This window comes from Bradyrhizobium sp. WSM3983 (assembly GCF_000473045.1).
GTDB lineage: Bacteria > Pseudomonadota > Alphaproteobacteria > Rhizobiales > Xanthobacteraceae > Bradyrhizobium.
The window spans coordinates 81,511-96,385 of record NZ_AXAY01000010.1 but is presented as its reverse complement, the minus strand read 5'-3'; the positions used below and the strand labels follow the sequence as shown (position 1 = coordinate 96,385).

Annotated in this window: 9 protein-coding genes and 2 pseudogenes; 5 read left to right on the top strand and 6 right to left on the bottom strand. The window is 62.2% G+C overall.

The features are described 5' to 3' along the window. Positions 1–39: 39 nt before the first annotated feature. The gene (locus YUA_RS46940) at positions 40–4,068 is read right to left on the bottom strand and encodes an FG-GAP-like repeat-containing protein (protein ID WP_084292670.1); all 4,029 of its coding nucleotides are present in this window, start codon (positions 4,066–4,068) and stop codon (positions 40–42) included. A gap of 631 nt (positions 4,069–4,699) precedes the next feature. On the opposite strand from YUA_RS46940, the pseudogene YUA_RS51730 reads away from it, so the two are divergent. After that, positions 4,700–5,158 (top strand): annotated as a pseudogene (locus tag YUA_RS51730) (DNA ligase); the annotation flags it as partial. A gap of 40 nt (positions 5,159–5,198) precedes the next feature. Further along, a pseudogene (locus YUA_RS51725) lies at positions 5,199–5,498 on the top strand (IS630 family transposase); the annotation flags it as partial. Here the strand turns inward: YUA_RS51725 and YUA_RS0118000 are convergent. Then, entirely contained in the window at positions 5,495–6,334 is an 840-nt protein-coding gene (locus tag YUA_RS0118000; protein ID WP_027531953.1) for a universal stress protein, read from the bottom strand. The pseudogene YUA_RS51725 and the gene YUA_RS0118000 overlap by 4 nt on opposite strands. A 195-nt stretch (positions 6,335–6,529) precedes the next feature. On the opposite strand from YUA_RS0118000, the gene YUA_RS0117995 reads away from it, so the two are divergent. After that, the gene (locus tag YUA_RS0117995; protein WP_027531952.1) at positions 6,530–8,053 is read left to right on the top strand and encodes a bifunctional aminoglycoside phosphotransferase/ATP-binding protein; all 1,524 of its coding nucleotides are present in this window, start codon (positions 6,530–6,532) and stop codon (positions 8,051–8,053) included. A 25-nt stretch (positions 8,054–8,078) separates the two neighbouring features. Beyond that, positions 8,079–9,053 carry a CHAD domain-containing protein gene (locus YUA_RS0117990; RefSeq protein WP_027531951.1) on the top strand — a complete coding sequence of 325 codons (975 nt, stop codon included), beginning with the start codon at positions 8,079–8,081 and terminating at the stop codon, positions 9,051–9,053. Here the strand turns inward: YUA_RS0117990 and YUA_RS0117985 are convergent. Continuing rightward, positions 9,050–10,882 (bottom strand): alpha/beta hydrolase, encoded by a 1,833-nt coding sequence (locus YUA_RS0117985; protein ID WP_027531950.1) that lies wholly within the window; start codon positions 10,880–10,882, stop codon positions 9,050–9,052. The genes YUA_RS0117990 and YUA_RS0117985 overlap by 4 nt on opposite strands. Positions 10,883–11,093: 211 nt before the next feature. Between YUA_RS0117985 and YUA_RS0117980 the strand changes: the two genes are divergently transcribed. Next, positions 11,094–11,822: a CBS domain-containing protein gene (locus YUA_RS0117980; protein WP_027531949.1), complete on the top strand. Its 729-nt coding sequence runs from the start codon at positions 11,094–11,096 to the stop codon at positions 11,820–11,822. 7 nt (positions 11,823–11,829) lie between these two features. On the opposite strand, the gene YUA_RS0117975 is transcribed toward YUA_RS0117980, so the two are convergent. From YUA_RS0117975 to YUA_RS0117965, 3 genes are all read right to left on the bottom strand, one after another. After that, the gene (locus tag YUA_RS0117975) at positions 11,830–12,285 is read right to left on the bottom strand and encodes a RidA family protein (protein ID WP_027531948.1); all 456 of its coding nucleotides are present in this window, start codon (positions 12,283–12,285) and stop codon (positions 11,830–11,832) included. 21 nt (positions 12,286–12,306) lie between these two features. After that, positions 12,307–13,998 carry a benzoate-CoA ligase family protein gene (locus YUA_RS0117970; protein ID WP_027531947.1) on the bottom strand — a complete coding sequence of 564 codons (1,692 nt, stop codon included), beginning with the start codon at positions 13,996–13,998 and terminating at the stop codon, positions 12,307–12,309. 148 nt (positions 13,999–14,146) lie between these two features. Further along, positions 14,147–14,638 (bottom strand): MarR family winged helix-turn-helix transcriptional regulator, encoded by a 492-nt coding sequence (locus YUA_RS0117965; protein WP_035971233.1) that lies wholly within the window; start codon positions 14,636–14,638, stop codon positions 14,147–14,149. Positions 14,639–14,875 lie beyond the last annotated feature (237 nt).

Sequence of the window (14,875 nt, the reverse complement as noted above, 5' to 3'; positions counted from 1 at the left end):
AGGTAAGTGGCGGCGAGCAGAAGCTGACTGGACGTCATGCTAGCTCACGAGATGCCAATCGGCTGCAGCATTGATCGTTCCGATTTGAACCTTGGCCTCGACCTGTGTGCCGTTCATCTCCCAGACCGACAACGCATGAGTGGCATCGTTCTCGAACAGAAGATCGGTCTTGTGATCGCCGTTGTAGTCGCCCTCGCCGACGAAGTGGAAGCCGGGGTCCATGACGCCGATCTGCGGGTTGGCCGTGACCTGGGTGCCGTTCATCGTCCAAATCGCGACGCCGCCGGTTGTGTTGTTGAGGAGCAGCAGGTCGGTCTTGCCGTCGCCGTTGAAGTCACCAGTGTCGGCGAAGTGCCAACCGGCCGCGGCATTGATGGTGCCGATTTGCGGATTGGCCATGACCTGGGTGCCGTTCATCTCCCAGATCGCAACGCCATTGGTGGTTGAATTGAGAAGCAGCAGGTCGGTCTTGCCGTCACCGTTGAAATCGCCAGTGCCCTCGAAGTGCCAGCCGGCCGCGGCATTGATGGTACCGATTTGCGGGTTGGCCATGACCTGGGTGCCGTTCATCTCCCAGACCGCCACGCCATGAGTGGTCGAGTTGAGAAGCAGCAGGTCGGTCTTGCCGTCACCATTGAAATCGCCGGTGCCCTCGAAGTGCCAGCCGGCCGCGGCATTGATGGTACCGATTTGCGGGTTGGCCATGACCTGGGTGCCGTTCATCTCCCAGACCGCCACGCCATGAGTGGTCGAGTTGAGAAGCAGCAGGTCGGTCTTGCCGTCACCATTGAAATCGCCGGTGCCCTCGAATTGCCAGCCGGCGGCGGCATTAATGGTGCCGACCGTGGCGTCCGTCGTCACCTGTGTGCCGTTCATTTCCCACATCGTAACGGCATGGGTCGTATCGTTGATGAACAGCAAGTCGGTTTTGCCGTCACCGTTGAAGTCTCCCGTGGCAGCGAGTTCGGACCCTGACGGCGCGGTCCCGACCTGGGGATTCGCGACCACCTGTGTTCCATTCATTTCCCAGACCGCAATGCCATTGCTGGCGTCGTTCTGGAGTAGCAAGTTGGACATGCCGCCAGACGTACCGAAATTGACGTCCGTGTGATCGAGCCTGAAAGTGATGCTGGCACTGGCCGTGTTGCCGGCAATGTCGGTATCAGTCACGACCACCGTATGGCTGCCGTCCACGACGGGCGCGATGTAGCTCGCTGCCGGCGGCTGGCCGTCCACTGAATAGGTGCGGCTGACATCTCCGGCCGCCGCGCTGATGGTCAGGGCGTCATCCCGCGTGACGTGGTCGGTGTCCGAGATGCCGGTGTCGTGGGTCAGTGTGACAGTTGGCGTCGCGATCGTCGTGTCGAGTGTGATCAGCAGCGCCGAGGTCGTCGATGAATTCCCGGCGGCGTCGGCAAAGGCCGCGGTGATCGACTTCGTGCCATCCGCGCCTAGATCGCCCGCCGTCACTGTCAACTGTACGAATCCGACCGCGACCTCGCCTGCAGTAATGGTGTGCAGCACGCGATGGGTCAGCGATGCGCCACCGAGTTTCAACTCGACCGTATCACCCGCCTGCACGGTTGGATTGACCGCCACCTGGAACGTCGGCGCGGTATCCTTGGTGATATTGTCAGTGTTCGACGAACCAGTATCGGAAGCCGCGATGAGATCCGGCGTGCCGCCCGTCGGCGTCGTAGTGTCCAGTGTCACGGCAAGCACGGCAGACGCAGTGCTCGTATTCCCCCACGCATCGGTCGCTTTTGCGGTGATATTGTGCGTCCCCTCGGTTAGCGCCGATGTCGTAATACTGAACGCACCGGTCGTCAGGTCCGCAGTGCCCGTGCCAAGCACTGTGGTGCCGTTCGTATCATAAAGCTTCACCGTGCTGCCGCGCTCGGCCGTGCCGTCGATCTTGACGTGCGCAAAGCTGGTGACGCCATCGCCGATCGTACCGCTGTCCGTCGTCGCGTCGAGCGACAGGCCGGTCGGCGGGACCGGCACCGTCGTATCCGGATGGACGCTGACCTGAGCTACTGCCGTTTGCCACCATCCGTTGGCGACATATTCATTCGATATCCAGAACCCGTTCGGGTTGTTCGGATCAGCGATAGCGGTCGAATAGGTGCCCCAGCGCTGGTCGTTCAGAGCGCCGGAATCGAAATACGTGCTGCTCGCCTGGTAAAGCGTCGGCGCGGTGAAGGCGGAAGCGCCGGCGCCGAGCACCGTATAATAGTCGGAAGGGTACATGTTCGGCCCGGAGGCCGAAAAATTGATGAGCACGTCGCCGTTCTGGTCGACCGCAATCGAAGGGGTGAACACGGCCACGCCCGTGCCGATGGAGGCGCCGGAAATGACGTTCCCGATGACATATTGCGGATTCGTGGGATCGGTGACATCGAGCTTGAACCACTCGATTTGCGCGAGCGACCCTGCGCTCGGCATGGCTTCGCTCACGCCAAAGACGTAGTTGTGTCCTCCGGACGAGGTGTAGGCAAGGCTTTGGATGCGCCCGTCGCCAATGCCGAGCGTCTTGGTCGTGCCCAACTGGGCGGCGGTGTAATTGCTTCCGCCTCCTCCCACATCGGCGTCGCCGAGGAAGAGCGTTTGGGTTCCGCTGAAGCCGTGCGTCGGATCGTACGTTTGATATGTGAGCGCGGTTTGCCTCGCGGTCGAATAGGCGCTCAAATAGTAGGTCACCCCGTTGTCGCCGGCGATGTTGCGCATGATGCCGCCGGCCCCTGACACAATAGTGCTGGCGTCAGGCGTGATCGCGCGGTTTGCAGCGGCTATGACGCTGCTTTCGTTGACGACGAATTCGCCGTTGTTGTAGCCGCCTCCCGCGTCGATATATTCGGGCGCGGAGACGTAGATTTTGCCGTTGCCGACCGACAGATAGGGCATGTCAGATTGGGTCGTGGCGCCGTTGGACGTGTCGATCGAAGCCAGATACCAGCCGTCGTTCGGATTGCTATCGATCGACACGGCGATATCGACATTGGTAGCGAAATTCCCGACTCCTGGTTGAAAATTGTCCGCGACGACCACGTAGTGGCCGGTCGAACTGTCATAGGTGGCGCGCGCGTCGAGAAGGTTGTTGTCGAGCGTGGCGCCAAGCGGCGAGAACAAGCTGTATAATGATCCGTTGGATACGATTGGATGGCCGCTCAGGTCGGTTATCTCGTAGTGGGTGGTCTCCGCGGTGAAAATGTAATTCGGTCCTACCGCCAACGCGTTTTGGGGCGGAGTGTTGCTCGGATCGGACAATCCGGAAAATGAATGGTCGACCGAGGTGGACGACGTCGGTGGCGTCGCCGAATAGAAGTTGAGTGCCGGTACGCCGGCGCTGGCGCCGATCGGCGCAGCGCCGTAAAGGCTTTCGATCGTGGCAAGCAAGGAATAGGAATCAGCCGGCGAGTCGTTGACGGTCCCCGCCGGGACGCCCGCGCCGACGACGATTGCCGCAATGTGATCGGGGTAGGTCACCGCTGGATTGGTGTTGTTTTCGTCGAAGGTGACGATCAGCAGCGAATTGTTGGCCTGCGCCCAGGCAGCGTAGGCGGAGAGATTGGCCTGGACCCAGGCGTCGCCCGCCGGAATCCCGCCGCCGTTGTCGCTCGTCGGCGTCATGTTGTGGGCGTCGTTTGGCGAAACATAGGAGACCGTCGGAAGGTTGGCGAAGCCGGCCGAGGCCTGAGGAAAAGTGCTGAAATCGTGAGCGGTGTTGGCCGAATTGGCGAAGTCGATCCAAGGTTGGCGTTCGGGATCCGCCGTGGTTTCGGCGTAACCGCCGAAGGTGTAACCGTGGGCGGCGAGCGTGGTTGCCAACGTCGGTACGCTGGCCGGAAACTGGGGAACGGCGCCGTTGGTGGTGACGCCCTGCGTCGAGCCGGAAAACAGGGCAATGTAATTGGGCTGGCTCGGATGGGTCACACCGTAGTAGTTGGTGAGCAACATCCCCTGAGCGATCAGCGAGTTCAGGTAAGGCGCCTGGGAACTACCTACGATGTCGGAGTAGTTCTCGTTTTCCAGGGAAAGGACCACAATGTGGCTCGGAGTCGTGGCCATGGTCGTCAGTCCTCCCTTGCGGTTCGATGCGCGCAACCTTGTTCATCAAGGTGTGCTGCTCTTTGCGTTCGTCTCTGCGGCGGCCCCAGAAGGCGGACGGGACAGACGAAGCGTGAGAGATCGCGGTGCCTGTTGGTCGAGAGAGCAGGCTCCAAGACGGCCACTACTGCAGTCTCGGAACTCGGGGTACTTGGCGTCCGCATGAATTCCCCTCCGGTGTGCGGCAATAGAGATTTAGGCGCGCCGCTGCCGCGGTCCGCTCGGCCTCTTCAGAACGTCTGATGACAGAAAGCCCCGACTCGCTGAATCCGAGACGCGACGACCTGCGATTTGTCTCGATACTCGCTGAGTTCACCAATCGAGCCAATGGCTCGGAGGAGGTACCTCATTCAATCACATGAGGGCGCGACGTGTTGAGAACTCAATAACCATTCCGGCGCTTTTGGAGGGGTCCGATGCGACCAGTGCCCGCCCCTTGTCGCAGGCCGTTGCCTGGACCGTAGCTCTTTGTGCATGAACCCAGAAAACCCCGCTGGTTCGGCAGGTTGGCAGACACGTACGGCAGCCACGTAAGCTTTCTGAAGATTTCCGCGAGCCTCCTCCGCGTGATCGCGGACGGCTTGGTCAGCGCATCGTAAAATGGGGCTTCTTGCAGAGGAAGCAAAATGCGCGGTGCGTCCGTCTCCTTCCTAATAGCCGGCGCGAGATGAGACCAGACTCGCGGAAACGGATGGCCAATCGGTTTATCAGCGTCTTCACTCGCAGCGGAAATGATTGGACCTAGCGATTTAGGAAGATTGCCGACGATGCCTGGCATATCAAGGCAGGTTCGGCGATCATCGACAGCGAGATCGTGGTCCCGGCTGCCAACGACACCACGGATTTCTCTGTTCTACAGAACGAGCTTAGAGGCACCTTATCGAACTCGTCGCATTCGACCTGCTGTACCTCAATAAGAGACTTGCGGCGCGTACCGCTGATTCAGTGCAAGGCGGAATTGAAGAAGATCATTTCTGGCTCAGCTGCAGTTCAGCGAAAGTTCGCCTACAAGATCGGGCTTGAGTGCGTGGTCTCAAAAGTCCGCGACAGCGGCTAGAACCAAGTAAGCCTGCTGCTCTTTCAAAGATGGCTGGCTAAAAAGGCCCCGCTGGCACGTACGCCTGACCCCGACCAGTTCGTCATGGCTTAACCAAGTCGAGCGCTTCTTTGCGCTCCTTACCGCTAAGAAGATCAGGCGCGGCGTCTATCGCAGCGTCGCTGCCCTCAGGGCTGACATCACATCGTTCATCGAACGACACAACGCCGATCCCAAACCGGTCCGATGGACCAAGTCCGCCGATGACCTCCTTGCTTCCATCGAGCGCTTCTGCTGCTACAATGCCCTAGCAGAACACGACGCGATGTTGCGAAGTTCCGGTCCAGGGCACTAGTGCGAGATCATCACCCAGCACGGTGGCTGGCCGATGACGGTCTTGGTCACGCCGCCCCAGACGATCTCGTTCAGGCGTGAGTGATGGTAGGCGCCCATGACGATGGCGTCGACGGCGTGGGACTGCGCCCAGCTCCCCAGCACCTTGCCGATCGAGCTTCCAGCGCCCTTCACGGTTTCGAAGGACGCATAGATCCCGTGTTCCCTGAGATGATCGACGAGGCTGGTGCCGGACTGTGTGATCGCTTCGTCCTTGTCGTCCGCCACCGTGATCACGCGCACCACAGCGGCGGCTTGCAGGATCGGCAATGCGTCGCCGACCGCACGCGCGGCGCGCGCCGAAGAGTCCCAGGCAATCACGACATTCTCGAATTCCGGCCGCAGCGCCTCCACATGCTGCTCCGGACAAAGCAACAGCGGCCGGCCGGATTGGAACAGGAAGGTTTCAACGATGTTTTCGGCTCGGCTGTCATGCTGTTTCACGGGCATGAGCGTAAGGTCGCTGAAGCGCGCATGTTCAGCCAAGGTCGATGCGATCTGGTCCGCCGGCACCCTGCCCGATCGGCTTTGGGCGCGGACGCCGATACGCGAGGTCGCATTGATGAATGCATTCAGGAGCTGCTGCGTGTCGCCCCCTTCGCGCGCAACGCTGAGTTCGGCAGACTCCAGGTCATCGGGAAACACCACTTTCGGCCGCACGAAGACATCGTCCTCGAGCGCAAGCCCGGTCACCCTGGCACCGAGGTCGGCGGCCACGGCGACGCACTTCTCAATCGCGGCCAGCGTGGGGGCGCGCGGCTCGCCAACGAGCGGCAGAAAGACGTCCTTGATGGGCATCGGATTCTCCTTCCCGGCCAGAATAGGCCGCCTTCGGTCCGGGCGCTTGATCCTCCTCAAGCCGGAAAAACTCCGCATCGCCAGCCGACGACAGGCTTTGACGGAAGTCAAGGACTGGTCCCGGTCTCGACTTAAGGGTTACCCTGGTTTACAGCCGGATCGCTTGGCGCCCCCATCTGCAACATGCCGGCAAAGATGACAGACAATTCTGCGACCCAGGAACGGATCTTCGCGGCACTGACCGCACATCCCGGCGTGAAGCGGATCGACACGCACGCTGCTTCGGTCTTCCTCGACGGGACGCGCGCGCTGAAGATCAAGCGGGCGGTCAAGTATCCGTTTCTCGACTATTCGACACTCGAGAAACGCAAGGCAGCCTGCGAGGAGGAGGTCAGGATCAACCGACCGCATGCGCCCCAGATCTATCATCGCATCGTGGCCATCACAGAAGAGCCGGACGGGTCGGTGAATGTCGACGGCCACGGCCGGCCGATCGAATATGCCGTGGACATGTCGCGTTTCGACGAGAGCCGGACGCTGGACCATCTGGCGAAGGGCGGACAGTTCGATGCGGACTTTGCGTCGGCCATCGCCGACGCGATCGCGGTTTCGCATGCGGCGGCGATGCCCGCCGACGGCAGAGCATGGGCTTCCTCCATCCCTGCCCTGATCGACGGCAACAGCAATGGTCTGCGGAACGGCAATCATGTCCCGGCCGCAGAGATCGAGCAGCTTGCACAGGCCTCGCACGCGGCGTTGCTGCGCGTCCGCCCCTTGCTTGAAGAACGCGGCCGCCGAGGCTTCGTGCGCCGTTGCCACGGCGACCTGCATCTTGCGAATATTGTGCTGATCGAGCGGCAGCCCGTGCTGTTCGATGCCATCGAGTTCGACGCGCAGATGGCGACTGTCGACGTATTCTATGACCTCGCGTTTGCGCTGATGGATCTGTTGCACCACGATCAGCCGCTGGCGGCCAACACCGTTCTGAACCGGTACCTTGCCGCGACGCCGCTGGAAAACCTCGACGCGCTCAGCGCGCTACCGTTGTTCATGTCGATTCGCGCCGCGGTCCGGGCCCAGGTGGCGCTGACACGGCTGAAGCCTCCGCATTCCGACGATGCCGGCATTCTCGACCAAGCACGCCGTTATTTTGCCCTTGCCCGGACGCTGATTCAGCCACCCACTCCCCATCTGATCGCGGTGGGCGGATTGTCGGGCACCGGCAAGACGGTTTTGGCACGCGCGCTCGCACCCACCGTCGCGCCGCAGCCGGGCGCCGTTGTGTTGCGCAGCGACGTCATTCGCAAGCAGATGTTCGGTATCGCAGACACGGAGCGGCTGCCGCCATCCGCCTACACGCCCGAGCTTGCGGCGCGGGTTTACGAGGCGTTGGCTGAACGTGCCCGGCGCGTGCTGGCCCAGGGCCATTCGGCGGTCGTCGACGGCGTGTTCGCCCGCGATGCCGAGCGGGACGCCTTCGCCACGCTGGCCCGGGATTGCAACGTGCCTCTCACCGGCCTCTTCCTGGTCGCGGACCTGCCGACCCGGCAGGCCCGAATCGGCGGCCGCCGCGGCGACGCATCCGACGCCACGCAAGAGGTTGCCGCGCTGCAAGAGCACTATAATATCGGCCATATCGGTTGGGCGACCATCGATGCATCCGGGACGCAAGCGCAGACGCTCCAGAGCTGCCGGGACGCGATCGCTGAGGGCAGGTAAGGCAATCTGATTGGCGCGGGCTAGGATGACGCGACCCACCGGGAGTTCGAAGGCGACCGCCCGTGCCAAGCCGGCGGCGAGCCGCAATACACTGCCCGGCCGTCTCAGCGCCGGCATGGCCTGCGACACGGCCTTCCGAATCATCGCCCGCCGTCACCTCGCCGCCGTCCTCGCCCAGCATGAAGGTACCTGCCGTGGCGATCCGGAAGCGCTGCATCAGATCCGAATCGCGCTGACCCACCTGCGGACCGCGATTCGCTTCTTTTCGCCCATGGTCGACGATGCGCTACGACCCAAAGTCTGGGCCGAGTTGAAATGGCTGAACAGCCAGCTCGGCATGGTGCGGGACCTCGACGTGGCCATCGAACGCGTCGTGGCCGAGACCGGCGACGAGCTCGCCGTGATCGCTGAGTTGCAGCACTGGGACGAAAAGCGCGCCGAGAGCCATCGCCTGCTGGCCCGCGCGCTGCAATCGGCGCGATATCGCCGCCTGGTCGAACAGACCTCGAGCTGGATCGAGAGTGGCCCCTGGTCGACAAGGCGCAGCAAGGAAGCCATCAGGCTGCGCCGCTGCCCGCTCGCCGACCACGCAATGGCGCAACTGACCGAATGGGAAAAGACGCTGCTCAGGAAGGCCAAGAAGCTGCGCAAGCTCGACGTCGAGAAACGGCACAAGCTGCGGATCCTCAACAAGCGACTGACCTATTCGATCGAGTCACTGCAGGATTTGTTCGCCGACGAATCGCTGACGAAGCAGAAGTCCATCCTCAAGCAATTGCGCAGGGCGCAAAAATCGCTCGGACAATTGAACGACGATGCGCGCGGTCAGACGCTGGCCGCGTCGTTGAACGAGGCCCTGCCCGAGGCCGGCATTCGCTTTCTCGACCGCAAGCGGGAAAACAAGCTGCTGCGAACCGCTTCGACGGCCTATCGCAAGCTGGACAAGTCCAAGCCCTTCCGCTCCTCCGACCTGACGCCGGATTCGGAGCCGGAGGATTAGGTGCGGACGTAGTCGCCCGGTGCATCGGGAAGGCCATCAATGTCGCCATACCCGATCGGCGGCGGATCGCAGAGCTCGCCGGATTTCGCGATGAGCCAGCGGCTCCATTCCGGCCACCACGATCCTTCGACATGGGGCGCGAGCTTCAGCCATTCATCCGGGCCCACATAGCGCGCGTCCGCAGCCTTGGTCATGATCTGATAGATGTGTCCGGGGTCCTCGGGCGGCGCAACGACGCCGGCATTGTGGCCGCCGCTGGTCAACAGGAACGTCAGGTCGGCATCGACCTGGTAGTGGATCTTGTGCACGGATCGCCACGGCGCCACGTGATCAGCGAGCGTACCGACCACAAACATCGGCACATGAATGTCGGACAGCGAGATACTCTTGCCCTCGACCCGGTAACGTCCCTCGGCGAGATCATTGTAGAGGAACAGTTTTCGCAGATATTCCGAATGCATCCGATAAGGCAACCGCGTCGCATCGGCGTTCCAGGCCATCAGATCGCTCGGCGACGACGCCTCGCCCATCAGGTAATCATGCGATAACCGTGACCAGATCAGATCGTTCGAACGCAGTAGCGCGAACGCGCCCGCCATCTGCGCCGTATCGAGGTAGCCTCGCTGCCACATCATGTCCTCGAGAAAGGCAACCTGGCTTTCGTTGATGAAGAGCGTCAGCTCACCGGCCTCGGTGAAGTCAGTCTGCGCGGCCAGGAGAGTGACGGTGCCGAGACGATCGTCGCCGTCGCGCGCCATCGCGGCGGCGGTGATCGACAGCAAGGTGCCGCCGAGACAATAACCGAGCGCGTGGATCTTCTGAGACGGCACGATCCGGCCGATCACATCCAGCGCGGCCATCACGCCCAGCTTGCGATAGTCGTCGAACGCGACATCCCGACCCCTGGCGTCCGGATTGCGCCAGGAGATCGCGAACACGGTAAAGCCCTGATCGGTGAGATATTTGACCAGCGAGTTCTGCGGCGACAGATCGAGGATATAGTATTTCATGATCCAGGCCGGCACGATCAGGATCGGCTCGGGCCACACTTGCGCCGTGGTGGGATGGTACTGGATCAGCTCGATCAGCTCGTTGCGGTAGGCGACCTTGCCGGGCGAAGCCGCGACAGTGCTGCCGACGATGAACTGCTCATCTCCGACCGGCTTCGCGGCCGAGAGCATGCGTGTCAGATCGCCGCACCAGTTCTGCCAGCCAAAGACGAAATTCTCTCCGCCACTCTGAAAGGCCTTCTCCAGCACCTCCGGATTGGTCATCGCAAAGTTCGACGGGGCCAGCATGTCGAGCATCTGCCGGGTCGAGAATTCGACGATGGCCTCGTTCGCGCGCGAGACGCCACGTATCCCCGTCGTGGCGTCGTGCCACCAGCGCTCTCCGAGCAGAAACGCCTGTGCGAAAATATTGAACGGCGCGGCCTCCCATTGCGGCTCCCTGAAACGGCGGTCCCGTCCCTCCGGCCGGATCACAGACCAGGGCTTTTGTCCCGGCGAGGTCGCGTGCGCGACAGCTTCCAGCAAACGGCCGGTGTCACGAACGACGTTCCCCGCGATCTCCATCCGGCGCTGCGGCGCCGCGGCAAGGTGGGAGCTCCAATCGAGCCAGGCGAGCAGCAAGGCAGCTGGCGAGATTCCACCCGTGAACCGAGCGAGCAACGCGTGGAACGTGCGATCGAGTAGGTAGGGTTCCGACACCGGCTTGCCGGCTGACGTCCCAGCGGTCGGCTCGATGTTCGTTGAGGGGGCGGGGTCCACGACCGGGTCGGTGGACCGCGCCGGCCGTTCGGGCCGAGGAAGGATTTGCACGACGTTCATAGCCAAGTATCTCCGCGCGCTGCTGGTCGCATGTAAGCGACAGGATATGACCACCCGCTTGGGAGACGTTGAGCTGCATCAATTCCAGAGGTCGATCACAATCGCTTAACCCGCAAGAACCGGCTTCGTCCGCTTGACTTGCGTCAAACTCCGCCGTGCGGCCTGATCTAGATTTTTTCCATCGAAATTCGACATGCTAGCGGAGCATTCCATGCGCGCCCACCAGATCATGACCCGGTCGGTTATCTCGGTCACGCCCGACACCAGCATCGTCGAGGCCGCCAACATCATGCTAAAGCGCCACGTCAGCGGCCTCACCGTGGTCGACGACAACGGCAAGCTGGTCGGCGTGGTCTCGGAAGGCGATTTCATCCGTCGCAGTGAGATCGGCACCGGACGCAAGCGCGGCCGCTGGCTGCGATTCATCCTCGGACCCGGTACGACGGCCAGCGATTTCGTCCACGAGCATGGCCGCAAGGTCGCAGAAGTCATGACCGCCTCGCCTGTGACCATCACTGAGGATGCCGCACTTGCGGAGATCGTCGATCTCATGGAACGGAACAACGTGAAGCGGCTGCCGGTGGTTCGCGGCGATAAGGTCGTCGGCATCGTGTCGCGCGCCAACCTTCTGCAGGCCGTGGCCGGCCTCGCCCGCGAGGTGCCGGATCCGACGGCCGACGACGATCACATCCGCGGCCGCATCATCGATGCCATGGAGAAGAACGACTGGTGTCCGTTCGGCCTGAACGTTATCGTGCGCGACGGCATCGTTCACTTAAGCGGCGTCATCACCGAGGAGCGGGCGCGTCAGGCCGCGGCCGTCGCCGCGGAAAATGTCGAGGGCGTCAAGAAAGTGCACGACCATCTGTGCTGGGTCGACACCATGTCAGGCGTCTACCTGAACTCCCCCGAGGACGAGAATCTCTCCAAGGCGAGCTGAGCGTCGTTCAGCGAGGAATGACGGCGGTGGCTTCGATCTCGACGCGCGCCGCTTTCTCCACAAGGCGTACGACCTGGACCAGCGCCATCGCGGGATAGTGCGCACCGAAGACGGTACGGTAGATCCTGCCGAGCTCCTTCAGGTTCGTCAGGTACTCCTCCATGTCGACGACGTACCAGGTCAGGCGCACCAGGTGCTCGGGCCGCGCGCCGGCCTCGGCAAGGATTTCCGCGATGTTGCTCAGGGTCTGGCGCACCTGCGCGACAAAACCGTCCGCGAGACGCTCCTCGGCATCCCAGCCGATCACGCCCCCGGTCACGACGATGCGCCCTTCGGCGGCCATGCCATTGGCATAGCCCTTCGGCATCGGCCAGCCGGAGGGCTGAAGCACCTGCGCCTTCGAGCGGGTCTCATCATCGTCGGTCGGCAGCACCGCGAGCTGTGGGCCTTTCGGCGTCGTCACGGACAATTCTTGATCCTCATCTCATTCTGCCGCGACGCCCGAGGACGTCGCCGCCGCCTGCGCCAGTTGCCGCAAGGCAAAGCGCTTCAATTTGCCGGTCTCGGTCTTCGGCAGCTGCGTCACGAACTCGATCTCGCGCGGATATTTATACGGCGCGATCTCGCGTTTGACATGCTCCTGCAACTCGGCTGCGAGCTTTGCATCCGGCGTCACGTCGGGTGCGGCAATGACATAGGCCTTCACAATCATCCCGCGCGCCTCGTCCGGCGCACCGACGACGCCGCACTCAGCGACGGACGGATGCGTGAGCAGCGCAGCTTCCACATCCGTGCCCGCGATATTGTACCCGGATGACACGATCATGTCGTCGGAGCGCGACTGGTACCAGAAGTAGCCGTCGCTATCCATCAGGTAGGTGTCGCCGGTGATGTTCCAGCCGTTCTGGACGTATTTCCGCTGCCGCTCGTCAGCGAGATAGCGGCAGCCGGTCGGCCCGCGCACCGCAAGCTTGCCCATCGTGCCCGGCGGCAAATCATTGCCGTCATCGTCGACGATCTTCGCCTCATAGCCGGGCACGGGCTTGCCGGTCGCGCCGGGACGAATTTCGTCTTCGGTCGCACTGATGAAAATGTGCAGTAGCTCGGTCGAGCCGATCCCGTCCATCAGCTTGATGCCGGTGGCCTTGAGCCAGGCGTCGAATGTCGGCTTGGGCAAGGTCTCACCCGCGGAGACGCATTTTCGCAGTGAGGAGATGTCGCGGCCCGGGAGCTTCCCGATCATGGCGCGGTAAGCGGTCGGCGCCGTAAAGCAGACAGTGGTCTTGTACTGCTCGATTGCCGAGAGGATGTCATCGGGCGTCGTCTTCTCCAGAACGACGAAGGAGGCGCCGATATGCATCGGAAATAGCACGCCGCCAAAGCCGAAAGTGAAAGCGAGCGGCGCGGAGCCGACGAAACGATCCTTCTGCTCTGCTCGCAGGATGTTGCGCGCGTACCCATCGCACACGGCCAGCATGTCGCGATGGAAATGCATGGTGCCCTTCGGATCGCCGGTCGTGCCCGACGTGAACGCGATGAGGCAGATATCGTCAGCGGCGGTATCGACCGCAGCAAAATCAGCGCTCGCATCCGCGATCAGCGCCTCGAGCGCGTCGGGAGCACCGTTGCCCCAATAGACCACCTGCTTGAGACCGGGCGCAGCGAGTTTCGCCTTTTCCATCTCATCGGAGAGTTTGCCGTCGCAAAGCGCGAGCGTGATCTCCGCCTTCTGGATCGGATAGGACAACTCCTTGGCGCGCAGCAACGGCATCGTCGCCACGCAAATGCCGCCAGCTTTGATCACCGCGAGATAGGTCGCGACCATCATCGGGCTGTTGGCGGAGCGCAGCATCACGCGGCCGCCAGTGACGAGACCGAGCTTGCCGACGAGTACATTGGCGATGCGGTTCACGAGCGCCTGCAACTCGCGATAGGTGTAGCTGACAGCGGGACTGATGACGCAAGGCGCATCGCCCTGCCCCTGCTCGACCCAGCGGTCGAGGAAATAGCTGACGCAGTTCAATCGCGACGGATAACGCAGTTCCGGCCGCGTGAAGATGAACTCCGGCCAGAGCTCCGGCGGTGGCAGATGCTGCCGCGCAAACGTGTCGACATGGGCGGTCGCAGCGTTGCCGTCATGCGAGCCCGAGACTTGAACCTTGGCGGCGTTGGCCATCGCACGCTCCTTTGCGCATGGAAAGCACCCGGCAGCATTAACTCAGGAAACATTTTAGGCTTAAAACAATTCGGCGCAATAGCGGATTTTGAGCATCCCATGCATTTTCGTGCGGCAAAGGGGGATGAGAAGGCGCGTCGGCCCACGCTCAGGGCCGGCGACGCGCAGCCGATTTCTGCGCCGACGCCTTGGTCTTGGCCAGCAACCGCATCAGTTCGCGCACATCCTTCGGCGTCAAATCGGCGAAGAGATCGGCGATCCAGGTCTCGTGTTCCGCAGCCATCCTGCGAAACTCGGCACGACCAAGCTTTGTGAGGCGGATCACCTGGACGCGGCGGTCGGTCTCAGAGGTCCGCCGGTCGAGGTGGCCGGATTCCACAAGGCGTTCGACGAGGCCGGTGACGTTGCCGTTGGACACCATCATGCGCTTGGAGACATCCGACAACGTCATGCCATCGGGCGCCTTGTCGAGCTGCGCCATCAGATCGAAGCGAGGCAACGTGACGTCGAAGCGCTGTCGCAGCCGACCGCGGACTTCGCCCTCGATCAGAGTCGTGCAGGTGAGCAGGCGCAACCACAGCCGAAGCTCTTCGGCATGGTCCTCCGGCGTTTCGACGGCCTTGGTCTCGGAATCGAGCATCTCGATGCAGTCACTCACGGCCGGCACTGGCGCCGGGCACGGACTCCCCAACGTTTTGAGCTTCAAATAAATCGTGGCCAGCCGCAAGCCCAAAGCTGCAACAATCGACCGCACGCCAATTTCTTTAGGCTTCAAATAATTGGCGCGCCGCTTGCATGCACAACTGCCCGCAAGATGGTGACGCCTTGAGCTTGGCTTGCCGCGAGCGCCGTCATCGGCATAAGCTTGGATCGAAGT